At 47.1% G+C, this 22302-nt stretch carries 25 protein-coding genes and 3 pseudogenes; 6 read left to right on the top strand and 22 right to left on the bottom strand.

The window, feature by feature from the left end; translation table 11 throughout:
- Positions 1–92: 92 nt before the first annotated feature.
- From AC0WRU_RS03955 to AC0WRU_RS03930, 6 genes and pseudogenes are all read right to left on the bottom strand, one after another.
- Positions 93–1632: pseudogene (locus tag AC0WRU_RS03955) on the bottom strand (ABC transporter ATP-binding protein).
- A 56-nt stretch (positions 1633–1688) separates the two neighbouring features.
- Positions 1689–2276, bottom strand: a complete 588-nt coding sequence (locus AC0WRU_RS03950; protein ID WP_476127308.1) for an ECF transporter S component — start codon at positions 2274–2276, stop codon at positions 1689–1691.
- A 124-nt stretch (positions 2277–2400) separates the two neighbouring features.
- Positions 2401–3159, bottom strand: coding sequence for an energy-coupling factor transporter transmembrane component T family protein (locus tag AC0WRU_RS03945; RefSeq protein ID WP_476127307.1), 759 nt, complete (start codon positions 3157–3159; stop codon positions 2401–2403).
- Positions 3143–3739 carry a GNAT family N-acetyltransferase gene (locus AC0WRU_RS03940; RefSeq protein WP_476127306.1) on the bottom strand — a complete coding sequence of 199 codons (597 nt, stop codon included), beginning with the start codon at positions 3737–3739 and terminating at the stop codon, positions 3143–3145. Before AC0WRU_RS03940 ends, AC0WRU_RS03945 begins: the two co-directional genes overlap by 17 nt.
- A 203-nt stretch (positions 3740–3942) precedes the next feature.
- Positions 3943–4248, bottom strand: a complete 306-nt coding sequence (locus AC0WRU_RS03935; protein ID WP_476127305.1) for a hypothetical protein — start codon at positions 4246–4248, stop codon at positions 3943–3945.
- Between the two features lie 46 nt (positions 4249–4294).
- A complete protein-coding gene (locus tag AC0WRU_RS03930; protein ID WP_476127303.1) occupies positions 4295–4453 on the bottom strand; it encodes a hypothetical protein in 159 nt (52 codons plus the stop codon).
- A gap of 223 nt (positions 4454–4676) precedes the next feature.
- Between AC0WRU_RS03930 and AC0WRU_RS03925 the strand changes: the two genes are divergently transcribed.
- Both AC0WRU_RS03925 and AC0WRU_RS03920 read left to right on the top strand, forming a co-directional pair.
- Entirely contained in the window at positions 4677–5156 is a 480-nt protein-coding gene (locus AC0WRU_RS03925) for a GAF domain-containing protein (RefSeq protein WP_476127302.1), read from the top strand.
- Between the two features lie 89 nt (positions 5157–5245).
- Positions 5246–5725 carry a hypothetical protein gene (locus tag AC0WRU_RS03920; RefSeq protein ID WP_025686577.1) on the top strand — a complete coding sequence of 160 codons (480 nt, stop codon included), beginning with the start codon at positions 5246–5248 and terminating at the stop codon, positions 5723–5725.
- Positions 5726–5824: 99 nt separating this feature from the next.
- On the opposite strand, the gene AC0WRU_RS03915 is transcribed toward AC0WRU_RS03920, so the two are convergent.
- The 5 genes and pseudogenes from AC0WRU_RS03915 to AC0WRU_RS03895 all read right to left on the bottom strand — a co-directional run bounded on the left by AC0WRU_RS03915 (position 5825) and on the right by AC0WRU_RS03895 (position 9869).
- On the bottom strand, positions 5825–6589 hold the full coding sequence (locus AC0WRU_RS03915) for a MerR family transcriptional regulator (RefSeq protein WP_476127301.1): 765 nt from the start codon (positions 6587–6589) through the stop codon (positions 5825–5827).
- A 416-nt stretch (positions 6590–7005) separates the two neighbouring features.
- The gene (locus AC0WRU_RS03910) at positions 7006–7953 is read right to left on the bottom strand and encodes an NAD(P)-dependent oxidoreductase (protein WP_025722578.1); all 948 of its coding nucleotides are present in this window, start codon (positions 7951–7953) and stop codon (positions 7006–7008) included.
- Positions 7954–8066: 113 nt separating this feature from the next.
- Positions 8067–8321, bottom strand: a pseudogene (locus AC0WRU_RS03905) (transposase); the annotation flags it as partial.
- Between the two features lie 45 nt (positions 8322–8366).
- Positions 8367–9144 (bottom strand): annotated as a pseudogene (locus AC0WRU_RS03900) (IS5 family transposase).
- A 71-nt stretch (positions 9145–9215) separates the two neighbouring features.
- Positions 9216–9869: a TetR/AcrR family transcriptional regulator gene (locus AC0WRU_RS03895; RefSeq protein WP_476127300.1), complete on the bottom strand. Its 654-nt coding sequence runs from the start codon at positions 9867–9869 to the stop codon at positions 9216–9218.
- Between AC0WRU_RS03895 and AC0WRU_RS03890 the strand changes: the two genes are divergently transcribed.
- Positions 9797–10246, top strand: a complete 450-nt coding sequence (locus tag AC0WRU_RS03890; protein WP_476128558.1) for an FAD-dependent oxidoreductase — start codon at positions 9797–9799, stop codon at positions 10244–10246. The genes AC0WRU_RS03895 and AC0WRU_RS03890 overlap by 73 nt on opposite strands.
- Positions 10247–10324: 78 nt before the next feature.
- On the opposite strand, the gene AC0WRU_RS03885 is transcribed toward AC0WRU_RS03890, so the two are convergent.
- The gene (locus tag AC0WRU_RS03885) at positions 10325–10696 is read right to left on the bottom strand and encodes a MerR family transcriptional regulator (protein WP_025686572.1); all 372 of its coding nucleotides are present in this window, start codon (positions 10694–10696) and stop codon (positions 10325–10327) included.
- A 164-nt stretch (positions 10697–10860) separates the two neighbouring features.
- Positions 10861–11082, bottom strand: coding sequence for a helix-turn-helix domain-containing protein (locus AC0WRU_RS03880; RefSeq protein ID WP_476127299.1), 222 nt, complete (start codon positions 11080–11082; stop codon positions 10861–10863).
- A gap of 300 nt (positions 11083–11382) precedes the next feature.
- Here AC0WRU_RS03880 and AC0WRU_RS03875 point away from each other — a divergent pair, with 300 nt between their 5' ends.
- Positions 11383–11847: an AbrB/MazE/SpoVT family DNA-binding domain-containing protein gene (locus AC0WRU_RS03875; protein WP_476127298.1), complete on the top strand. Its 465-nt coding sequence runs from the start codon at positions 11383–11385 to the stop codon at positions 11845–11847.
- Between the two features lie 346 nt (positions 11848–12193).
- On the opposite strand, the gene AC0WRU_RS03870 is transcribed toward AC0WRU_RS03875, so the two are convergent.
- From AC0WRU_RS03870 to AC0WRU_RS03845, 6 genes are all read right to left on the bottom strand, one after another.
- The gene (locus AC0WRU_RS03870; protein ID WP_025686569.1) at positions 12194–12622 is read right to left on the bottom strand and encodes a universal stress protein; all 429 of its coding nucleotides are present in this window, start codon (positions 12620–12622) and stop codon (positions 12194–12196) included.
- Between the two features lie 27 nt (positions 12623–12649).
- A complete protein-coding gene (locus AC0WRU_RS03865) occupies positions 12650–13879 on the bottom strand; it encodes an MFS transporter (protein ID WP_476127297.1) in 1230 nt (409 codons plus the stop codon).
- A gap of 41 nt (positions 13880–13920) precedes the next feature.
- A complete protein-coding gene (locus tag AC0WRU_RS03860; protein ID WP_476127296.1) occupies positions 13921–14376 on the bottom strand; it encodes a MerR family transcriptional regulator in 456 nt (151 codons plus the stop codon).
- A 356-nt stretch (positions 14377–14732) separates the two neighbouring features.
- Positions 14733–14834, bottom strand: coding sequence for a hypothetical protein (locus AC0WRU_RS03855; protein ID WP_014599460.1), 102 nt, complete (start codon positions 14832–14834; stop codon positions 14733–14735).
- A 112-nt stretch (positions 14835–14946) separates the two neighbouring features.
- The gene (locus AC0WRU_RS03850) at positions 14947–15534 is read right to left on the bottom strand and encodes a TetR family transcriptional regulator (protein ID WP_476127295.1); all 588 of its coding nucleotides are present in this window, start codon (positions 15532–15534) and stop codon (positions 14947–14949) included.
- A gap of 201 nt (positions 15535–15735) precedes the next feature.
- Positions 15736–16347: a pyridoxamine 5'-phosphate oxidase family protein gene (locus AC0WRU_RS03845; protein WP_476127294.1), complete on the bottom strand. Its 612-nt coding sequence runs from the start codon at positions 16345–16347 to the stop codon at positions 15736–15738.
- Between the two features lie 115 nt (positions 16348–16462).
- Between AC0WRU_RS03845 and pdxR the strand changes: the two genes are divergently transcribed.
- Positions 16463–17968 carry a MocR-like pyridoxine biosynthesis transcription factor PdxR gene (pdxR, locus tag AC0WRU_RS03840; RefSeq protein ID WP_476127293.1) on the top strand — a complete coding sequence of 502 codons (1506 nt, stop codon included), beginning with the start codon at positions 16463–16465 and terminating at the stop codon, positions 17966–17968.
- 14 nt (positions 17969–17982) lie between these two features.
- Here the strand turns inward: pdxR and AC0WRU_RS03835 are convergent, their stop codons facing one another.
- The 3 genes from AC0WRU_RS03835 to AC0WRU_RS03825 form a co-directional block, all read right to left on the bottom strand.
- Positions 17983–18588: a pentapeptide repeat-containing protein gene (locus tag AC0WRU_RS03835; RefSeq protein WP_025686563.1), complete on the bottom strand. Its 606-nt coding sequence runs from the start codon at positions 18586–18588 to the stop codon at positions 17983–17985.
- 11 nt (positions 18589–18599) lie between these two features.
- Positions 18600–19238: a pentapeptide repeat-containing protein gene (locus AC0WRU_RS03830; protein ID WP_476127292.1), complete on the bottom strand. Its 639-nt coding sequence runs from the start codon at positions 19236–19238 to the stop codon at positions 18600–18602.
- A 374-nt stretch (positions 19239–19612) separates the two neighbouring features.
- Positions 19613–20659: a hypothetical protein gene (locus AC0WRU_RS03825; protein WP_025686561.1), complete on the bottom strand. Its 1047-nt coding sequence runs from the start codon at positions 20657–20659 to the stop codon at positions 19613–19615.
- A gap of 202 nt (positions 20660–20861) precedes the next feature.
- Between AC0WRU_RS03825 and AC0WRU_RS03820 the strand changes: the two genes are divergently transcribed.
- On the top strand, positions 20862–22235 hold the full coding sequence (locus AC0WRU_RS03820; RefSeq protein ID WP_476127291.1) for a helix-turn-helix domain-containing protein: 1374 nt from the start codon (positions 20862–20864) through the stop codon (positions 22233–22235).
- The last annotated feature ends 67 nt before the right edge of the window (positions 22236–22302 follow it).

Raw genomic sequence — 22302 nt, 5'->3', positions numbered from 1 at the left:
ATTGGTATTACCCGCACTGCATAATCGTAAACAGGCGGCCTATATAGGCCGCCTGTTTTATACGATGTATATATATTATTGTCTACATATAATTAATTTTTGCCAACTGTAATCGTATGATAAATCCCCGGCACTTTCCGCTTCCTTAATCTGCCCCTTTTCCATGTACAGAATATGGCTGGAAAAGCTTTCAGCGAACTGCATATCGTGGGTGATGATCAGAAAGGCTGCTCCGTGGTTCACTTGTTCAGCGCACATGCGAAGCAGGATGTTCGCTCCTTCATAATCCGTTCCGGCAGTAGGCTCATCCAAAATGTAAAGCTTTTTGGGCAGAATGAACTGCGCGGCTACGCCTAAGAGCCTTTTTTCACCGCCACTCAGCAGGTACGGAGAGGCATCCAGCCTGTGATCCAGTCGGGCGGCTGTCAGCAACCGCTGCGCCCGTTCCTCATATGCAGCAGGAATCGGCTCCCCAGCCCGTAATCCAAGCTTGACGCGGACGCTGTACAAGCATTCGTCCCACACCGTTGTAGCCGCAAACTGATGCTCCGGCTGCTGGAACACGTAGCCGATCCCGGTGGCCAGTTGATGGATCGGCAGCTTCGCCATATCCTGACCCTCCCACCACATGCACCCCTTAGGTGCAGGCAGGAGGCCCATCAGCAGCTTGCCGAGCGTTGTTTTCCCCGAGCCGTTCTCGCCCAGCAGGACGGCTCGTTCTCCGGGCGCAAGGGCAAGGCTCACGCCTGCCAGTGCTGCCCGGCCACTGCCGGGATAGGTGAAGGCCAGCTCCTTCACCTCCAACAACGGCAGGCCGGGCTTCGCCCCCGGTCCTTGGGGCACGCCTCCCCTCCCTGCGGGAGACGGCAGCAGCCCCAAGGCGACAAGCTGCGCGCCATGCTCGCGCAGCAGCTTGTCGGGCGGGCCTTGCAGCTGCACAGCCCCGCCCTCCAGCACGATGACGCGCTGCGCTGCACGCGCGGCATCGTCCATGCGGCCGGACACGGTGACCACCGTCCGGCCTGCGGCATGGAGCCGCCGGCATAGCAGGGCGAAGTCGCTTTGGGCCGGCGGGTCCAGTTGCGCCGCTGCGTCGTCGAACACGACGAGCGGCGCTTCCAGCGCCAGCACCGCAGCGATAGCAGTGCGTTGGCGCTGGCCGCCCGAGAGGCGGCGCACGAAGGAGCCGCGCTCGGAGGCAAGGCCGACGGCCTCCAGCGCAGCCGTCAGGCGCTGCGCTATTTCCGCCGGAGGCACGCGCAGGTTCTCCGGCCCGAAGGCGATCTCGTCTTCGACGATTCCCTGCACCAGTTGGGCATCCGGGTCCTGAAGCACGACGCCGACGGTGGAGGCGACAGCCGCCAGGTCAGCCGTGTCCGGGTCCATCCCGTACACGATCAGCTCCCCAACCCGTTCTCCTTCACCGGAACGGGACAATCCGCCGTGGAGAAGCTGGCACAGCGTAGATTTTCCACTTCCACTGGCCCCGACAATCGCAACATGCTCGCCCACTGCAATGTCCAGCGTCAAGCCATGTAAAGCGGGTTCCTCCTGATCATCATACCGATAGCCGAAATCCTTCATGGAAATGGCTATTTTACATCCAGAACCATTATCGCTATGTTCATTCATAACCGAAATACCCTCTATCCCTGTTCTTGAAGAATGCAGTCTCGCCATGGCAAGTGCTATGCACGCGAAGCACGACCCAGCTCAAAACGTTTTAACAGTCCTGTCCGATTCAACGCATCGCCCAACATCTTGGTCAGCAGACCGCACAATACAATACCGCTCAGGATGCGCACGACCAGTGCAATCGTCAGCACCTTCCAGCCCCAATGCATATAGCCGAACATATTGGCTGCCACGATAAACCATAACGGCACCATAGCCCCGCCTGCCAGCATCAGCGAAACGGCATTCCAGCGTCGATAGCGCAGTACAGCAAATACCAGTTCAGCGGCAATCATATAGCAGACCGCAGCAGCGATGATAGATGCGATTCCGTAGGCTGAACCCATAAAGGACTGCACCACTGCGCCAAATGAATAGGCAATTACCGCCGTCCCCGGCTTACGAATAATATAATAGGCCAGCAAACCATATATCATGTACAGCCCGACAATGGAGGAAGTCGCGATAGGCCCTCCCAGACTGTTTAATGTTTTGTTAATCATCGACAAATAAACGGTCATGACTCCATTCAACGTTGCCAGCATCGCCATCAATACGATATCCAGCGTCGTAAACTTTGCAAAAATACGAGATTCCTTCATATGTAATTCCCTATCTCCTCTCCAAATATAAACGAGCACATTCTAAATGTATTCATACAAGCTCTTATTGTCAACCTAAATTTATTTATACGGTTGACAATAAGATCAAAAAAGAAGCTGCTCCCTATAAGCTCCACCATAAAACAGCAGTACCTAATACAGCAACCACAGCACATACATAACCGGAGCACCCCTTGTCCAGCGCACGGAGATAGGTACGATCAGTATAAGCACCAAAGCCTTTGCCCTCCATCGCCAGCGCCGTCTGCTGAACTCGTCTCACGGCATTCACCAGCATAGCACCGACATATCCGCCCCACCATGAAAGCCGGTTCCGCAGTCCTCGCGGCGGTTCCTGTCCACGCACACGCCGTGCCGCCATTATAGTACGTCCTTCCTCTTCCAATAAGGGGAGAAACGTCAGCGCCACAGAAATACCGAACGCAAACCGATAAGGAACACGCAAACGCAGATTCAAAGCCTGTACAAAATCTCTGGGATCAGTTGTCGACAAATAAATATACGAGGCCAAAAACAGCACAAAAATGCGCAGCGTCAACGCCCCTGCGATATCCAGCCCTTCCGCTGTAATCCAAATCGGCCCCCAGGTTGCCACGATATGTCCTTCCCTAATTGCCAGAATAGATAATATAAAATACGGAACACCCAAACCAATCAGAAATGACATGGCCCGAAGCTGACGTGCCAACGTTATGCCTGCCCCAAACCAAGCCGCAACGATCAATACAACCAGCAGTGCCGCTTCATGCAGGGTTGAATCCCATGCCATCGACAGCAGGCTAAAGCAACCCACCAGAATCAGTTTACTTAATGGCCCCAGCCTGTGCAGCGGGGACGCCCCTCCGTTATACTGAAACAGCATTTCGCTTTGCCTCCAGTCTGAGCCATTCTTCATGTAGCAAGGAGTACATCAGCATATCCTTAAAGCCTGTAGACGTATGCTGCACTTGCCGTAGCAGCCCTTCCTGCGTCCAGCCCATAGAGGACAATAAGGCTTGCGATCCCGTATTTCGCGGGTCCACCAGCGCTTCCATCCGATTCAGCTGAATCGTGCCATACCCGAAAAACAGCACCAGCCGCAGCGCCTCCGACATATAGCCCTTTCTCCAATAGGGCTTAGCCAGCTCGTAGCCGATTTCGGCTTTATAGGCTCCCTCGGTCTGCCAATAATTAAAGCCACAGCTGCCGATCAGCTTCCCGTCCTCCTTCAGCTCTATGCCCCAGCGTAACGCATCCTCCGTCTTCGCCAGCTCATTCAACAGCTCGATCATATCCTCCGCATCCTCACGTCCGGACATCCCCGTCAGGTTCATATAACGGTGAACCTCCGGATCAGACCAGCAGGCAAACATCGTAGCCGCATCCCCGGTTTCCATCTTTCGGAGTCGAAGACGCGGGCCTTCCAGCGGTGGTATATGCCCCTTACATGCATATGCGCACATGTTCAATCATCCTTCCAGCATCAAAGTGACAATAAATATACGCTACATTTAAGCATACCCCTCCAACAAACGCAAACACCCCCCTGCTCCACAAATGCGCCGATCCGGTATCCATGAGAAAAGGAGGATATGTTTGGAGCCGCTCATTTCCAAGTAGTCAGGCAGACATGAATGATGACTATACTCCGCATTCCAATGCCACTTTAGGAGGAGGCACGAGAAGCCGCCCGGGCCGGTTTCTTCACAACATCCTTGTACAATACGCCCAGCATCGTCTGAATTTCCTTCAATTCTTCAATTCCTGCGCCCGTAATGCTGAACAAATCGTCATGCGGTGTCAGAAAGTTTTCCTGCGTCAGGTTCTCCAGCTCCTGCTTGACCTCACGTTCTCCTACGCGGTACCCGCGGTCTTCTAGTACAGGTTGAATATCTCTCACCGTCAAATCGTTTTGATGTGCATAGGAAAGCATCTGTATACGGATAAACAAATTTTGAACATCTGCATGCATGGTTGTAGCTCCTTCCCGGCTTAAGGCCAACATCGTTATATTGTTTTTACCCATAGGAAACAAGCCGGAAACAAATGAGTGGCACCCCTTTTGAATTGTAGAAACCAAGCAGCGAAGGCGATCCACTTTTCATAAAATGTACGACTGCCGTCAGAATCAGACTGGTCACCACCGCTGAGCTGATTGCACTATGTACCTTTTTCATACCTGACAACTCCTGTTCTTCTCTTGAAATTACGCTGTACAAAGATTAGAGTACGGAGGTCGCTGAAAAGGTTACAGATGTATTTTCCTCTTGACTGAATATATAAATCGTTATATCTTAAATTAATTAACCAATGGTAAAAGCAACTTGCAGAATTACCTTTTTCTCCCGATATATACAACAGATAATGGTAAAAAATTTCACTGATAGGAGCGTGGACTACATGTTTCAGGCTATCCCTTACGAAGGCACACGTAACGAACAATTTGAATCAGTTCTTGGGCAACTCCGGGCACTCATTCATGATGAACCCAATACTATTGCAAACCTGGCGAACGCTTCTGCATTGCTTGGTCATTTTCTGCCGGATATTAACTGGAGCGGCTTCTATCTCTATGATGGAACCGAGCTTGTACTCGGTCCATTTCAGGGCCAGCCCGCGTGTATACGAATTCCGCTGGGACGCGGTGTATGCGGTACAGCCGCAGTGGAGCGACGGACCCTTGTCGTAGAAGATGTCCATGCGTTCCCGGGCCATATCGTCTGTGACGCGGCTTCCAACAGCGAAATCGTCATCCCCCTCATCAAGAACGGAGAACTGCTGGGAGTACTGGACATTGACAGCCCGCTAAAAGCCCGCTTCGACCACGAAGATCGTGTATTCCTAGAGGAATTTACGGCTATTCTGGTAGCCAGTTTGTAATCAAAATCCGCGTATAATCATCGTCTTCCTTCGCCACAATATATAAGGGTCTGGAACCTAAAACCATCCGGTGAAGGAGATTAATGACAATGTACAACAACACCATGGCTCCACAACAGCAGCTTCGTCAATGTGAACAAATTATGCAGCAACTAGTTCAACAAACACAGCAAGGGACAACGATGTATCAACAGTTGCTGCAACAGGAGCAACAAAATGCATCCAGTCTTGAAAACCTGGTGCAACGTGAACGTAATGCAGCTCAAACGATCCAAACCGCAATCCAGCACCACCAACAAGCTATGCAGCAATACCAACAAGTCATTCAATTGTGTAGTCAATTGGAAAACACGATCCGCTCCAGCAGCCAAATGACTCAGCCCGGATTTGGCGATAATTACGCCTCCCACAGTATGCAACCATCCTCCTATGGTACGGGAAGCCACATGAGCCAAAGCTTTCCGCAACACATGGGTACGACTGGGCAGCATTATGCAAGCAGTGGTAGCATTCAGCACTACGGAAACAACAGTCAGCAAGGCATGAGAGCGACACATAGCAGCATGTAAAGCTGCTTTACACACAAAAAGGGTGAACAGCAGGCCGTCGGATTGGCTTGTTGTTTACCCCTTTTTCATACCTCTTACAGCCTTTTTCACCAGCTAGTGTTAGTTTAATTCCCGCTTTGCCAGCACCTTCATCCCGTCTCGCAAATACTCAGCCAGTCCGGGGCGATAGCCTTCATACATTTTACTGAAATCCTCATGCTCCACGTACAAGTCTGCCAGCCCACTATAAATCTCGGCAGTAGGTGTATAGAATCGGCTTACCCATTGGAGATGACGCCGGATCAAAGCTTGCACTTCTTCACTGTTATGCTTTAATCCCTTATTCATAGCTTCAGCTAATTGCCGATGAATCTGACCTGCCTCTGCTTGGGAATCCAGATACTCCTCTTTGGACCAGTTCGTCGTTGCCGTCTTGCTCTCCTGAATCTTCTCTTCGGCCTCATGACCATAACGTTCCGTCAGTTCACGTTCGTACATTTCCTGCTTTTCCGGGTCAAACCCTTGGTACAATTGCTCCGGTTTCATCATCTGTTCTCCTTTCACATGAGCCACCGTTTCGTCGATGGTCTGTAGGAGAGTATGCAAGCGGAAGACTTTGTTCTGCACCTTGTTTCGATGCTCCAACAAAACCTCGGCCGTCTTTTCCTTCGTCTGCTCCAGCAAGTCGCCAATGTCGGATAACGGTAATTCCAGCTCTCTGTATAACATAATCTGCTGTAGTCTCAACAGTTGCTCCTGTTCGTAATAGCGATACCCGTTATCCCCGACATGGTGCGGTTTCAGCAATCCGATTTCATCATAATAATGTAAAGTTCGTACGCTGATTCCCGACAGACCGGATACTTCCTTCACCGTGTAAGCCATTCCGCTTCACCTCCCTTGTTACACAGTCTACAGCCTCACGTGGCGTGAGAGTCAACCCAGCATTATTGCCCTAGTATTACCTTTTACCCGTTAAGCTTGTGGTGAACCGTCCCTGTGACTAGGGTGTGTACGCAAACTGTGAAGCCGTCCTCTGGGTTGCCCGTACCGGTGCTTCATGGCATTATTTACCCGATTATAATGGCCCTTGGTCTTCAGCCTACAGCTTTTTCTGGCGTTCGTGGTTGATGCACTGGGGAATCCGCTCCGCTTTGAGTTGACACCGGGACAGGCAGATGATTCGGTAATGGATTCCGAGCAAGCGAGACCGGAGGAGGAAGCGGGCGTATGACCAGGATACGTATAAAGAACGGCCAATTGATCGACTGCTTTTTTAATAAAATGAAAAATTATCAGAACTATAACACCTGATTAAGCTTGCTTTCGGGTTCTTCACCGTTTTTTATATGTTTTATATTATTCACAAAGAAATCATATCTTTTTTTATGCAACTTGACGCCATCTGGCATGCCGGCAGTATGGGGAGTAAGTATGACATTACTCAGATCCCTTAGTTCACTGTCAATTGAAAGCGGTTCAGATTCAAACACATCCAAGCATGCTCCTGAAATTTCTTTATCTTTTAAAGCAGCTATTAAGTCATTTTCATTGACAATCCCACCGCGAGCCGTATTGATAAAAAGTGCGGTATTCTTCATCTTTTTGAATACTCCTTTATCAATCAGTTGTTTGGTTTGCGGATTCAGTGACGTATGTACAGTGACTATATCTGATACGCTTACAAGATTATCGAAATCCGTCATTTTTACAAAGCTGTCAGGTTGTACAACGGCATGTCTAGCATTAACCAGCACATTCATATCAAAAACCCTGCAAAACTCAGCTACTTTTTTACCGACAGCACCAAAGCCGATAATTCCTATCGTTTTACCTTTTAATTCACTTCCTGTATAATCCAACTGTTTTTCATCTATTCTGGTTTTCATGAATCTATCAAGGTAGGGTATGTTTTTATAATAAGACAACATCAGCGCCATTACATGCTCGGCCACTGCCTGCGCATTCACTCCTGCAGCATTAGCTACCCAAATACCTAGTTGCGTGCAGGCATCAATATCTACATTATCATACCCTGCACCCGTCTGTACCAGTTTCAATTTTTTTGCCATGGAAAGTAAGTCGCGATCCACTTTGATATGTTCAGGTATGATTACCTGGCAGTCTCCAATATGATGCAGCATTTCTTTTCCCGGCGGCACAATTACAATGTCCCAGTCATTAGGAAAATATTTTTTAATATTTGATTTTGAAATTTGTGTAAAATAGCCTACTATAAGAATTTTCATTGTCAAGCCACCTCCAATTTCTTTGTTTTTACAATAATATGTTTATTGATATTTGTAAAATTGATAGTTTATATAAATTCTACATAGACTGAATTTTTGAATTACATTCGTATTCACAAGCGATCAATGACCTCCAACGATTTGTCATTGACGCGTTTCATGAAGGCTGCGACATTGATTCGAATATGATAAAACTTCTTGTAAAATACGTTGTGAACGACATCGCTCTTTAGCCACTTCCATAAACCTTCAATCAGGTTAAGGTCAGGCGAGTACTTCGACAGAAAAACAAATTGTAATCGGTGATGCTGCTTCAAGAAATCTTGCACTTGGGCTGCATGATGAATGCGGCCGTTATCCAGGATCATCCACAATATCGACCTAATTAGATTGATTAGAGCCTATACGCAAACCTATTTGAGCCACATCCTTATCGAAATCAACGCCAAAAAAGCCTTGAACATGCTCGCTGTCTTGTCATAGCGGGTTGCCAAGCGCCGATACTGTTTCACTCGATTAAAAAAGCTTTCGATTAAATGCCGTTCTTTATACGTATCCTTGTCGTAAGCTCGCTTCTTTCGCCGGTTGCGTTTGCTTGGAATGACGGCGGTTGCATTTTGTTCCTTTATTAAGGCCACAATCACATCGGTATCATACGCCCGATCCGCCAAAATTTCTAGATTCTGTAAATCCAGCTTCGAAAGCATATCGTAACCCATTACCGAATCATGTGCTTGTCCAGGTGTCAATTCGAAGCAGAGCGGATAGCCCAGCGCATCCACCACGGCATGGATTTTCGTGGTTAATCCGCCTCGGGAACGTCCGATCGCTTGCTTGCTGGCCCCCCTTTTGCGCCGGCCCCATGATGATGGACTCGGACAATCGTTGAATCAATCATCATTTGCTCAAAATCAGGTTCAATGGTAACGTGCTTCAGGATTTCATCCCAAATGCCGGCCTTTTGCAGGCGCCAGAAAAAGCTGTAGACCGAGGACCGAGGACCGAGGACCAAGGACCATAATAATCGGGTAAATCACGCCAAGGAGCACCCGTACGGGCAACCCAGAGGACGGCATTCAACATTTGACGACGGTTTTTGGGTGGTCGACCTCCTTGTGATTTTCGTACTGGGGGCAAAAACATCTGAAAGACTTCCCACTCACGGTCTGTTAATTCGTATCTTCGTCTCATATCTCTTATTCTACCAGAATATTCTCTTGATCTACAGTTTGCGTACACACCCTAGGATAAAATCAATTCCTTTATTTAAAGATCGTGAGCAGGCGACTCATATATTCACGCATATTTACAATTAAATCCGAGTCGCCATCATGAAGACACCAGTTGTACATGACCCCACGAGCTGCAATAAATAAGTAGTCTGTTATCTCTTCGGATGTCATGCTTTGATCCAACTCTCCCACGGCTTGCCCTCTCTCTATAATCTGTTGAAGTATATTTTGCATACCACGACCCTTAGTAATGAAAAGCTTGTTATTACTTGTATATAACTGTTTCACCGTCTCTAAACCAACATTCTGATTATATTCCGCATAAACCTCAAAATATTGAATAAGATCCTGCATAATACTTTCTGATGGTAGTTCATTCTTAAATTTCAATTCAAAGTAGCCATCCGCCTGGGCATACATCTCCACCAAAATATCACTTTTAGTCTTGAAATGATTATAAAATGACCCTACTGACACGCCGGCCTTCCGACAGATATCCTCAATTTTAATTTTTTCCAGGCTCTTTTCATACATTAGCTCTAATGTACTGTTATATATATTTTTTTTAGTCTGCAGACTTTGCAGCTTGCGTCGATTCCGCAGAAGAGGTTCTGCTTGGGAAAAAAGATCCCGGTGCTTCCACTGTAATTGTCGGGGGCGGGCTTGTGGGATGCGAAACTGCACTCTGGCTTGCTGATCAAGGTAAAAAAGTAACCTTGGTGGAAATGCAAGAAGATATTTTAACCGTAGGCGGACCCCTGTGCCATGCAAATGAAGATATGCTGCGTGACCTTGTTGCATTTAAGGATATCCATCTCCTGACCAACGCCAAAATTGTAGATGCCAACGATCAAGAATTTGTTCTTAAAAACAAAAATGGTGAAGAAACGATTCTAAAGGCCGATTCAGCGATTCTAGCTGTAGGATATACTCCTCAACAATCGCTTTATGAAGACATCCAAAATGAAGTTTCCGAAGCCTACTTAATCGGAGATGCCAAGCAAGTACAAAATATTATGTACGCTGTCTGGGATGCGTATGAGGTTACCAGAAATATATAGTGCCCTGCTCCCTCCGAAGAGCCGTTTGCTTTTTAAGCAAACGGCTTTGGCTTTTTTACCTTTGCATCAAATACTTGGTTAAGAGAAGTTTTTTCCCATAACCACATGATCATAATAAGCGATCTTCTGAATGATTTTCTCCAAATTGTGTTGTGTTTGGGCCATATGCTCTTCTACCTTTGTCTTATGAGCTATGAGAAAATCTCTTCTTTCATGTACGGTGGCTTCGCCTTTTGCATTAAGCTCAAGGTATGCCTTAATCTCTTCAATCGTCATCCCCGTATCTTTCATAGCCATAACAAACCTTAACCAGTCAATTTGTTTTTCCGTATATACTCTTCTTCCACCCTCATCCCGCCCCACTTCAGGTAATATCCCCTCTTTTTCATAATAACGAAGTGTAGATGCAGGCAGTCCGCTCTTGATTTGAACCTCTCTGATGGAGTACATTCTCATTCCCCTCCTCGTTATCGTTGTACTTCTTAAAGTCAGCTTTAACTATAAGTATAAGTTTTCATAGAAAAGAGTGCAAAGTAATGAGAAATATACAAAAAAAGAGCGAGTGACCCACGAAGGTTTCTCGCTCCAGAGTCGATTGCTCGCCATCATAATATTCAAAAGCTCTGTAACCAATTCTTTTTCCGATTTATCGGGGGTGCGCAAATATACTCCACATAATTAGTGAGGACACTGGTGGGATGTCCCATAACTGCCGTAATCCGATCCAGTTGATCGACGGAAAACGTACGATTTCCATTTACCAAGGTACTCACCGTACCTGCATTTAGCCCTGCTGTTCGTCCAAGTCGGGTAATGTTCAGTCCGTTTGTCTTCATGTTATGTATCAAGCTCTGCTCGAATCGTGGTTGTATGGTTCACAATAAACAACCCCTTTAACACGTTTATAGGATAAAGTTACGATGCTGCTCTGTGGCAACAAATCCAATTACAATCTGGTATTAGACACAAGTTGTACTAGAATCATTGTTTTTTTCACAAAATAGTATACCATTTTATAGAATTTCCTTGTATACTTTTCAACAGTTTACTTAATATATGCGATTGCTTCTCTAAGCCTATTCTTTTTTCTCCTCTTTATTTAGTATTATAAGGATATAAAAAAAGGAGGTTATCATTTGAAAAGTACAGGTATGACACGTCCCTTAGATTCGTTAGGTCGTATCGTCATTCCCAAAGAGATGCGTATTTCAATGGATTACAAGATGGGTGATCCTGTTGAGATTTTTGCTGATGAGGAAACGGGTATTCTCGCCTTACGAAAATATACCGGGGTGACGTGTAAAATGTGTGGTTCTACGGAGCAGTTGACTTATTTTAGAGACAGCTTTATTTGTGGGGAATGTATTCATAATTTGAAGAATGGTACAAATTTCACCCCTATCACAAGGCCGTCCAAATCGACTTTCTCCAACGGAGAAAGGCCAATGAAGCAATCCAAACGTCTGCGCCGTTCGACGCAACAGATGATCGAAAGCCTAAAAGAATTGATGCAGAAGCAACCCAATGCAGCACAGCACGAATATGCAAAGATACTTGAGGTTTCCCAAGCCCGTATTTCCCAGCTCAAAAAAATGCTATAACTACAGCTTGCAATCCTACATAGGTATACATCACAAATTCCATGTACAATTACGTTTGAACCGTGATACGCAGCATCATAGCTAATCGACAAAACCCATGGCGTCCATGGCGAGAATTACACATTGGGCAAAAAGAACCACTGGATGACTTTCAGGCGAATAACCTGTATCCGGTGGTTCTTTGTATCTAATTTTCAGTTTTCTTCAATTCCAAACAATTTTTCTTCTTGAGATAATTCCACATCTTGAACCTCTCTTGACTAAAGTCGCGAGATTCTTGGGTAGTCCCTTCATCAGATGCCGCGCTTTCCATTCACCACCAATAAATAAATGCTGCTGTTAACGTTTATTTTACCGTCAGCACAGGGCAGGGTGCATGCTGAATTACATGATGGCTGACGCTGCCCAGTATTATTTCCGAAACCAGCCCTTTCCCCCGCGTTCCCATAATGATCAGATCCACCTGCTCCTGCTCTGCACTTTTACAAATAACACTCGCCGGGTCACCATGACCCGCCAGCATGCGGTACGAAAGACCCTCGTCCTTCAAAAAGTCGGAAGCTGGCTCTAATATATGACGCCCTTCCTCCTCAATTCGCTCATCCACATCCACCCCAACCGGGGGCTCATTCATGGATAAAGCCGGATTCACATGCAATACGGTCAGACGCGGTTCACCCTGAAGCTGTTTGGACAGCGCTTTGGCTGTCTCCAACGCCTTCATAGCGTGCTGCGAACCATCAATCGCGACCAGAATATGCTTGTATTCGCTCATACTCTTTTCCTCCTCAGAAGTTCATTGTTAGTGAGCATCAATCTGTATATCCTGCATATGTCGACGACGTACGATCAGCACCACTACACCCAGCAGTACCATCAATGCACCAAAATAAAATGGAGTTTCCGCCGTGTACCACTCGGACAGCTTCCCTGCAAGCCACGGCGAGATCGCCCCGCCCAAAAAGCGCATGAAGCTGTAGGCCGCAGATGCCGTGGAACGTTCCACCGGAGCAGCCTGCATCACAGCCGTTGTGATCAATGTATTGTTAATCCCCAGAAAAATACCAGCCACGATCACCGCGACAATGACAGTCGTTGACGAGCCTGCCACCGTCCCTATAGCCATGACGCCTAAATCAATGGCAAACAGCGTCAGCATGACACTAATGGAAGATACCACGCTAAAGCGTGCTTGAATCTTCGGTGCTACAAACACCGAGGTAAAGGCCAGCATAATCCCCCAGCCGAAAAAGACATAGCCCAAACCGTGCTCGTCCAGATGCATCACATATGGAGAATACGCCATCAGCGTAAAAAATCCGAAGTTATACAACAAAGCCACAATGCCCAGCGTTAGCAGGGCCGGATAAGTGAGCGCTTTGAACGGATCGGCAATCGAGCCGCGCTTTTTAGGCTTTGGAATCGAAGGCAGCATAAATGTAATGAACAAAAATCCCACGACCATCAGCGCAGCTACACCGAAGAATGGACCTCGCCAAGAAATGGAGCCTAACTCACCGCCAAGCAGTGGGCCGACCGAAATCCCGAGACCCAGTGCCGCCTCATACAAAATAATCGCTTTGGCCGTCCCCGAAGTGGACAGACCTACAATCGCGGACAGCGCCGTTGCAATAAACAGGGCGTTCCCCAAACCCCAGCCTGCCCGGTAGCCCACAATCCCGCCAACCGTATCGGCTGTACCACCCAACCCGGCAAACACAATAATGAGCAATATTCCGGTCAGCAGCGTCCATTTGACACCCAATCGGCTGGACACTACGCCCGTAATCAGCATAGCCACGCCTGTCACCAGATTATAGCTGGTGAACAGTAACGATACTTGGCTCTTGGTGGCATGAAGCTGATCGGCGATGGCCGGAAGGATAGGATCGACTAATCCCAGTCCCATAAATGAAATAACACAGGCAAAAGCAACCGCCCATACCGCCTTGGGCTGAGACAGCAAGCCTGCCTGTTTTTTTAACTCATCAGGTAACTTTAAATCATCAGGTAATGCGTGTTGTGAACTCATAGTAGGATGTAACCTCCAGATCTAAATGTAAAATGATTCGCTTATGATGGTTCGCTGCCAAGCTCCTTATCAAGCAGAACCTTCCGTTCGCGAACCCTGACCCGCAGCTCCTCCAGCTCGGTCTGGAGCATACGGATGCTGTTGATTTTTCCCTCCATCAGCTCCAACTGTTCGTTCAGTGTTACCTCCATATCCTCCAACATGGCCCGGCGCTCAACGGGATGCAGGATATCCGTTCGCTCACGATATTCCTCCCGCTGACCCTTGAGCATTTCCGCTGCGGACATGTAACGCTGAAGCTCTTGCAGGGAGAAACCAAGCACTTCCTTGGCACTCACAATTTTTTTCAGTAAATCCACATCCTCCTGCGTATACAGCCGCATATTTCCTTCGCTGCGCTGCGGGGAGGGCAACAGACCGATTTCCTCATAATAACGAATGGTTCGCTTGGTCAAACCGCATTGCTTGGCGACCTCATCAATTTTATACGTAACCATGACACCCACCTTATGAAAAAGTTTATATATAAATACTACGCCTATATAACGTTAACGTCAACGTTAACTTTGAAAAAAAAGAAACCGCCCCTATTGGAGACGGTTCCTGTTTCGACTTGCAGGTTCATAGGCCCGAAGCATCGGCGCTCAAGCCCATGAAATATATAAATTAGATGAACATAGTGCGAGTGATGATAACCAGCAAAATGAAGAGTACCAGAATAACACCAGTGGAAGTCCACATGCCGTAGCCACCACCGCAACAACCTCTATCTACTTCACCCATCTCAAATTCCTCCTCCCTCCGTTGATTACAAATACATCGCCGGAATTCAATTCAGATTGTTAACAACGAGTTAGATAACGAATGCTTTAGAGATGATAACGAGCAAAATGAAAAGTACCAGAATCGCTCCTGTAGATGTGAAAGCTCCATAACCAGCGCCTACTCCAGACATACTGATTCCTCCCTTCATGGTTTACAAAAGCATTTTATGCGTATGTTGCCAACCATGATAGGTACAGATGCCGCGCCTCCCGCCCAAATGTAGGTCTTTCGCTTTGGTTCCGTTATCCTTCATGCGCCAGCATGCCGTGATACAGCAGGTTTCGCGTCTGCTTGGCAAGCACGGATGGACTTTCGCGTCCAGTCAGCAATTGGGTTAACGTCAACCGTTCAATCAAGCCAACGACGCATTCCGCCGTCAGCTCCGGGTCCAATTCCTCGCGGCAAGAACCCCATCGTTGTGCCGCAAGCAGATGCTTTTTAATATGACCTGCCATTTCTGCCTTGATACGCACCGAGTCGGACGCCTGGTAAAATCCGACACGGGTTATCGCCGGATTATTGGATAACATACGAAAAATGGATTCCAGAAACACTAGCCCCCGGCTCAAAATTTCAGCTTGGCTTTGATCCGGTTCCACCTTCATGCATTGGACCGTCTCATTCACCAACACTCGGAAGCTCTCAACAAGCTCCTCATACATTTGTTCCTTACTCTCAAAATGAATATAAAAATCCGGTTGCGTCAATCCTGCACGCGCCGCGATCGAACTTACCTTGGTATGATAAAAACCGGTCTGAGCGAACTCCTCAGCCCCCGCCTCCAGTAACAACCGTCGACCTTCCCGACTTCTGACTCCTGCTCTCGTCACGGTCCCTGCCCCCTCACTCCACAAATCTATCGTATTATAAAGTTCCCTTGCGGTAAGAACAATGGGCTTGAGGATGATATATGCCTGTCCTTCCAAAGTCCTAATACAAAAGAAATGAAGGTTTTGAAAATATAAGGGCATCTCCCTTTAAGGTAGTATTAACCAATTAGACCGTGAGCGAGCAGGAAAGATGAAGCCGGATCAGTGGTGAGGACAATATTTGCGCATCATTTCAATGGTTGTCAGATCATCATCCAGCCCTCGGTTTTGCAAACCGTCGATAATCTGTTGACGTTCCTGCTCTTTAACATTCTGCCCGAATTTGAATTTGGCGGTCCACTCATCCGGTACAATCTTGATCAGCGCGACCCCTTTCAGACGTGAAGCATACCGGGGATCGCTGGCATCGATAGGTTCATAGCCGCCCTCCGGTTGCAGCTTACTCATAAAAATGGAAAATGCCGATGCCTTTTCTTCCAGTTCCACTACCTGTTCCGCATGACCTCGCACAGTAATACTTTTAAAAAATGAAGTCGCCGGACACGCCATATGTTCATCTGTAAAATAAGACGGAATGAGTGCATACTCTCTGGCAGCGGAAAAAGTAACCCTGTTGTCCTCCTTCATCCGTTCCATCTTCTCTCCGGCACGGCTGCCATGAATATAAAAAACACCATTTCCATAGGCAAAATTCAAGGGTACAACCCGCGGGAACCCATCCTCGCTATTCATGCCCAGAAAACCGAAGCTGACCTCGCTCAGAAATAGCTCTATTTCCTCTTCTTCTGCCACCGTAAATTCTTTTCTTCTCATGGATCATGCTCCTTTCGTCTATTGACCAGCGATACATTTCAGATTATGTTGAAAATGGATCAATGAATAGATCCAATATGATCGAAAATGAGTAGTCCAATGGAAGGAGAAGGATATGGATATTACGATTGCTTATCAGCGTGCTATTCAACTGTATCATCATAAATATTTGGCCTTGTATCATGCCCTTCGGGAAGGAATTCTGAACGGATCACTTGCCAGCGGCACGCGCCTGCCTTCCAGTCGTGATTTGGCTGTGATGTATGGAATTTCGCGGGGGAGTGTTGCAGAAGCCTACGATATGCTATTGGCAGAAGGATATGTGGAAACGGCGGTAGGCAGAGGGACCTTTGTCATTGAACAGACAGCGATGCTGCCGGACAAGTCACAGATTGATAAGCAGAGCCAGCAAGCACCTTCTGTAAAACAAACAACCCCAGCTTTGTCAGCATGGGGACAACGGATCATGCAGATGGAAAGAGAGTCACAACCGTCTTCTGCTTCTGCTGTGAATGAAGATGAGGCTCAACAACCCTTGATTTCCTTTCAGGCAGGAGAAGTGGTGTTGGAAGGCAGTTCACTGACCGCATGGAAAAGCGCAATGGCTGCCGCTGGCAAAGACCTGCAAAAGCCTTCGTCTGCCTTGATGACAGCACCGGTGAATGGTGATGAATGGTTGCGCGAAGCGATCTGTCAGCATGTTGGAAGAACACGGGGAATTACGGCCCACCCGGAGCAAGTCGTATTATGCAGTGGTTCCATGGAAGTGATCACGTTATTATGCCAATTGCTTATTAATGAGCAAGATCCCATCGTGCTGGAAAATCCTTGTTACCCTGGTATCCATCGTGCGGTTACTGCATCGGGCGGACAGGTACAAGCTGCTGAGCTGGATCAACAAGGAATTATTCCGCAGGATTGGGATTCCAGCTTACTATTTGTTACACCGGGACGACAGTTTCCAACCGGAGCTGTGTTGCCATTAGCACGCCGTCAACATATTTTGCAATGGGCGGTGTCCAGAGGCGCGTGGATTATCGAAGATGACTATGACAGCGAATTCCGTTGGGCAGGACGACCGATTGAACCGCTGAAAGCACTAGATCGCGCGGATTGTGTCATCTATGTCGGCTCCTTTTCCAAAAGCATGTTCAGCAGTCTTCGACTGGGCTACGCTATTCTGCCCGCTGCACTGGCCCAAGCGCTAACAGCCGCCAAACGGCTATATGACCCGTTGCCGCCTGCCCGTCTGGAACAGCGCGCACTGGCACGCTTTATGATACGCGGCGACTATGTTCGCCATCTGCGCCGGATGACCCGGATGTACAGATCACGTTACGAGATGTTCCAGCGCGAAATGCAGCAGTTGAGTGGACTGTTTCACTGGCATCAGACTGACTGCGGCCTGCATGCCTATGCGGTCTGGAAGCATGAGCCTGCTCAGTATCAGCAATTGATGCAGGCAGCACTGTCTTTCGGAGTCACATGGCGTGATGCAGCCGACTACCAACTGACACCAGGCCCACCATCCGCCTGTTTTATTTTTGCCCATTTAACGGAACACCAAATGATTGAAGGCATTAACCGTCTGCTCCAGGCTTGGGATCGTATTAAAAAATGAGTGGAACCCTCGCCTTAATCGACCTTCGCACCATATGAACGCAAGAACGCTAGCGCCTGGTCTTGATCCATCCGTGCACCTTTGACAACAAGTGCTTTAAAATCGACTCCATCCATAGTAGCACCACGTAAATCGGCTCCCTGTAGCTTGGCATGAGCTAAAATAGCTCTGGTCAGGTCGCAATCTCTGAGGTCTGCCTTCTGCAGATTGGCATCCGAGAGATCCGCTTCATAAAAGCGTACTCCTCTCAAATCCTGCTTTTCCAGCCGGGCCTGCCGCAAATTGGTATATGACCAATCCCCCTGAACGAGCGTAATGCCGTCTATTTTTGCTTTTGAAAAGTCCGAGCCCGTCATTTTACAATTGCTGAATTTGGAGACGAACAGGTTGGCTTCAATAAAGTTACAATTTATAAAAGCTGATTCAGTATGAATGGAACCGTTCAACAGCGCTCCTTGAAAATCACATTCGATAAAACGACATTCGCTGGTCATGATTTCCTCCAACGAACCGTTCGTAAAAGTACAACGTTCAAAGGTGCAACGAATAAGTTCACCATCCCTTAAATCTTTCCCGCTATAATCAATGCCCTCATATTGCTGCTCCTGATACTGAAACATAATGATCCCCCTTATTTAATCACTAGCCCTAACAGCCCCACAAAAGACGAGGCTTGATGCGGAGAGATCATGCACCCGTCCAGGTCTTCGATATCCACCTGTAGTCCATCGAATTCGCAATCGCTCAGATCAATCCCCCTGAGCTTGGACCCCGACAGCATGGCCTGATCCATATTGCAACGGGTAAAAAAGGTTTTTTGTAGCGTCAAATGATAAAGGTCGGAGCTTATCAATGAACAATCCTCAAATCCAACGTGCTTGAAATTGGCAAAGCGAAACATTGAATAATCCCCTAAGCAATCCAGAAAACGGACATTTTGGAGTCTGCTTCTGGAGAAGTCTGTTCCGAGCAGCTTGCAATTTCTGAACTCTACCCGGTGAATAAAGGAACCGGAAAAGTTAATATTAGACAGGTCGCATTTATCGAAAATAACATCTGTCCATTCACTTTCCGGCAATGACGATTCCATAATCGTAACATTTTTAAAAACCATCTTCTCAAATGAAACCCTGGCAGCTTCCACATGATCCATAGTCATATCCTCTACAGACCCCGTGCTAAACTCATCCTTGGATCGCAAGGAGTACATTTCATCGGATAATACAGATAAGTCTGAAGGGATTTTCGGCAACTCTATCTTAATTTCCATAGCTATCTCCACCTTCTGAGTGCTTATTCCGGCATATGTCTAGTTTATATGATGATGCGACGCAGTAACAATGGCTTTATATATGTACCTGCAAAATGAAAAAAAGCCACGCTACCCAGCGCGACTCCCAAGCTTTCTACAGTCAGGTAATCAGGTAGCGGCCCCGGCCGCTCCGACGCGAGCAGCTTCAATAGCTGCATTTAAACCGAGCAGGTAAGCGTTGTAGTCCCTAACATGGTAGCCAGTTCGTATGCTGAAAGAGCAGACTAAGCGGATATAATTATTTTATGCCATTAACTTTTTAAGCTGTGAATGATTCGTGCCGTGAATGATTTATGTCCTATTCATTTGAGTAAAAAAGGCGGCGGCTCTCGTTAGCTCCGTCTAATCCGCGTTGTTCTTGGCTTCAAACGTGCCAATTCCTCGCTGGTGAGCTGTCTTGTATAAGAGCGTGGGGATGATCCTGTATCTACTCTGCGCACCCTGCCTGCCCCGACGGGGCGGGCTACCCGTGTGTTGAACGCCTGCATGAACCACTGCACCGGGAAAGCAATGGACAGACGACCATCTGCCGTGCCTGCAAAATTGACCGCTGCCGCATAATTATCCGACTGTCTGAGCCAGACAGAGCCGGAATCCCCAGGCAGCGATACAGGGGTGGTACCTCTAATAACGGTCTGGTCCTCGAAGGTCAGCAGCCCCAAGCTTCCGCCGTAATTAATTTGCAAATCCGTATAAACAGACTCTACTGTGCCATTTACCAATCCGGTCGTACGCCCTACCTTTTTGAATCTTTCTCCCACACGATAAGCGGTCACATGGCCCGGGACTACTCCTACCGTAGCGTAACGCGGACTGAGCAAGCTGTTGCGAGTCGGCAAGGAAAGCGCCGCATCAATGAAATTGGTTCCCGTTGGGTTTAAGCGTACATAACGATACAACCGCCCTATACGATCTCGGGTAGCCGTCCCCTCATCGGCTCCACCTGGCTGAAGCGTGGCCTCCCGATTGTCTGTATTGGAAGGGTTGAGTACATGGTTATTGCTGAAAAGATAACGTGTAGCCGGCGTTCCAGTTACCGCGACGACCAGCCCGGTCGTACCGGAGCCTTCAATCGTTCCGACACTGTAGCCGGCGATGACCGGGCGTATACGCGTCATGTAGTCCGTGGCATGGGCTTTCATCTTTCCAGACTTTACAATTCGGACAGGAACGCTCGTTTGCTTGCCTAGTGCTGTGGCCGACAGAAGTCCGGTAGAGGCTGTGGTCAGCCGGTCTGTGTACACAATGACAGCGGCCCCCCTTTTTGGATGAGCAGGGTCCCTGTACCCTACGCCGATGCCGTGGACACCGGACATTTTTAAGACTCGCTTGGCCATCCGCTTTTTCACTTGAAGGGCGGCCGAGAAGGTAGCCAACATCATCATCCCCTTTTACATTCAGATGAAATATTGTATGGCTAAGGCCGCTCCGCGTTCCAACCGCCGTATTGAAAGGTATATGAAAACATCCCAAAAGATGGTATACTCATTTCCAAAATTGACATTTTAGCATTTGATTCTGATGTTCCTATTTTAAAAGGGTTGATATCCTAATAAGTTTCCTTTAAAGGGGTCGTTTATTTTGTCCAATACAACCACGATACTCGCAGAATTGATAAAGTACATGAACGAACATGATTTAAACATTAGCGATCTGGCTAGGAAATCAAATATGAATCCTGGCACAGTTAGCGGCCTCGTTAATGGTAACCGTAAGTTTTCAGTCTATCAGTTGGATCGATTAACAGAAGTGATGGGGCATCCCATTGGTTATTATTATGAACGTTATATCCCCGAATGTTTGGCTGATGCTAGTCCCAACTGGCGTAGAATGAGTCCGTTTTTGGAAAGTTGCGCAAAATTGAATAAATTGGATTGCATTCAGCAGGTCGTGGATATGTTACTGGATAAGTTGGGCTATGCTACTCCATTATTTGAGCTGGCTGAACAATTTTTTGAAGGTGGTTTGTATGAGGCGGCGGCCATACTTTATGAGAATGTTGCTCTAAGTGAAAATAAGCAGCACTCGGAGCGCTTGGCTCTATGTCAGTACCGCCTGTTTCAGAGCAGGCAAGGGGATGACGTGGAAAAAAACTATGAAGCAGCCGTGCAGTTTGGAATCTACGTTGTTCGTTTGGACGAACTAGACCAACTAGATGGTTTAAAGGATTTAGCGAATACATATCGTTCGTTACGTAAATGGGACAAAGTGGAATTATTCGCTAAAGCTTTGGGAGAAAAGGCTGCGATTCAATACAAATTGAGCAAACAGCAACATCGTGTAAAAAAAGAGAATTCAAGGAAGCCAAGCTTCCCTTTGTTTGCTTACTGGGCATTCTCACATTTACTTCAAATGCAAGCCTGTGGGGAAAGAAGAGATTACGAACAGGCATTTTATCATATTAGAAAGTATTCTGATTTAAGCTGGGTAACGGATACGGATGAAGAAACCTTGAAATGGAAAAAGAATTATGAGGATTGGGCAGTAGTAAATATGTATGTAAATAAGCTTCTTTCGGGCGACAGGAACGTGCTTCCCGATTATGTAGCTTATATTTCTTCAAGAAAAGATGAGGTTCTTCCCGCGCTTGATAACATCCTTGAGGCTGCTAACCGATATCATTTTGATGTAGATGATATTCTAAAGCAATTCGAAGCGGATATTTCATCTTATCTGGAGCAACAAAAAGTTGAAAGTTTTTATACTCAACGATTCATAACAGAGCGTTTTATACATTTTTCAAGAAAGTTAGCGCTCTATTATTTGCGTAAAAGTATGTTTTCAGATGGGTTTAGATCTCTGTTGATTTGCATGGAAATATCTATTGCAATCAATAACAGGATACAAGCAATGAGGTGTATGAGGCTTTTTGTTTCTTTTCAAGAACATGCACCTTCTAACACGAGGGCATTTTACAGAAAATTGGCTAATGCTGTGGGTGAAGACGAAGAGTAAGACCCTTTTAGTAACTGTTCTGATGCTAGTAGCAGTTGTAACTGTTCCCTTACAATTTCAAGATAAA

It is taken from the genome of Paenibacillus sp. 1-8, from assembly GCF_056316205.1.
The sequence above is the reverse complement of the archived record's forward strand: the minus strand, read 5'-3'. Positions and strand labels throughout refer to the sequence as shown.

What these genes read in the sequence shown, in the direction of transcription:
- AC0WRU_RS03930 (WP_476127303.1), bottom strand. Translation starts at nt 4,453, where the DNA reads ATGAAAAAGGTACATAGTGCAATCAGCTCAGCGGTGGTGACCAGTCTG.
- AC0WRU_RS03945 (WP_476127307.1), bottom strand. Translation starts at nt 3,159, where the DNA reads ATGCTGTTTCAGTATAACGGAGGGGCGTCCCCGCTGCACAGGCTGGGG.
- AC0WRU_RS03950 (WP_476127308.1), bottom strand. Translation starts at nt 2,276, where the DNA reads ATGAAGGAATCTCGTATTTTTGCAAAGTTTACGACGCTGGATATCGTA.
- AC0WRU_RS03845 (WP_476127294.1), bottom strand. Translation starts at nt 16,347, where the DNA reads ATGAGAAGAAAAGAATTTACGGTGGCAGAAGAAGAGGAAATAGAGCTA.
- AC0WRU_RS03865 (WP_476127297.1), bottom strand. Translation starts at nt 13,879, where the DNA reads ATGAGTTCACAACACGCATTACCTGATGATTTAAAGTTACCTGATGAG.
- AC0WRU_RS03910 (WP_025722578.1), bottom strand. Translation starts at nt 7,953, where the DNA reads ATGAAAATTCTTATAGTAGGCTATTTTACACAAATTTCAAAATCAAAT.
- AC0WRU_RS03880 (WP_476127299.1), bottom strand. Translation starts at nt 11,082, where the DNA reads ATGAAGACAAACGGACTGAACATTACCCGACTTGGACGAACAGCAGGG.
- AC0WRU_RS03885 (WP_025686572.1), bottom strand. Translation starts at nt 10,696, where the DNA reads ATGTACTCCATCAGAGAGGTTCAAATCAAGAGCGGACTGCCTGCATCT.
- pdxR (WP_476127293.1), top strand. Translation starts at nt 16,463, where the DNA reads ATGGATATTACGATTGCTTATCAGCGTGCTATTCAACTGTATCATCAT.
- AC0WRU_RS03830 (WP_476127292.1), bottom strand. Translation starts at nt 19,238, where the DNA reads ATGGAAATTAAGATAGAGTTGCCGAAAATCCCTTCAGACTTATCTGTA.
- AC0WRU_RS03825 (WP_025686561.1), bottom strand. Translation starts at nt 20,659, where the DNA reads ATGTTGGCTACCTTCTCGGCCGCCCTTCAAGTGAAAAAGCGGATGGCC.
- AC0WRU_RS03935 (WP_476127305.1), bottom strand. Translation starts at nt 4,248, where the DNA reads ATGCATGCAGATGTTCAAAATTTGTTTATCCGTATACAGATGCTTTCC.
- AC0WRU_RS03835 (WP_025686563.1), bottom strand. Translation starts at nt 18,588, where the DNA reads ATGTTTCAGTATCAGGAGCAGCAATATGAGGGCATTGATTATAGCGGG.
- AC0WRU_RS03860 (WP_476127296.1), bottom strand. Translation starts at nt 14,376, where the DNA reads ATGGTTACGTATAAAATTGATGAGGTCGCCAAGCAATGCGGTTTGACC.
- AC0WRU_RS03870 (WP_025686569.1), bottom strand. Translation starts at nt 12,622, where the DNA reads ATGAGCGAATACAAGCATATTCTGGTCGCGATTGATGGTTCGCAGCAC.
- AC0WRU_RS03940 (WP_476127306.1), bottom strand. Translation starts at nt 3,739, where the DNA reads ATGTGCGCATATGCATGTAAGGGGCATATACCACCGCTGGAAGGCCCG.
- AC0WRU_RS03855 (WP_014599460.1), bottom strand. Translation starts at nt 14,834, where the DNA reads ATGTCTGGAGTAGGCGCTGGTTATGGAGCTTTCACATCTACAGGAGCG.
- AC0WRU_RS03925 (WP_476127302.1), top strand. Translation starts at nt 4,677, where the DNA reads ATGTTTCAGGCTATCCCTTACGAAGGCACACGTAACGAACAATTTGAA.
- AC0WRU_RS03920 (WP_025686577.1), top strand. Translation starts at nt 5,246, where the DNA reads ATGTACAACAACACCATGGCTCCACAACAGCAGCTTCGTCAATGTGAA.
- AC0WRU_RS03915 (WP_476127301.1), bottom strand. Translation starts at nt 6,589, where the DNA reads ATGGCTTACACGGTGAAGGAAGTATCCGGTCTGTCGGGAATCAGCGTA.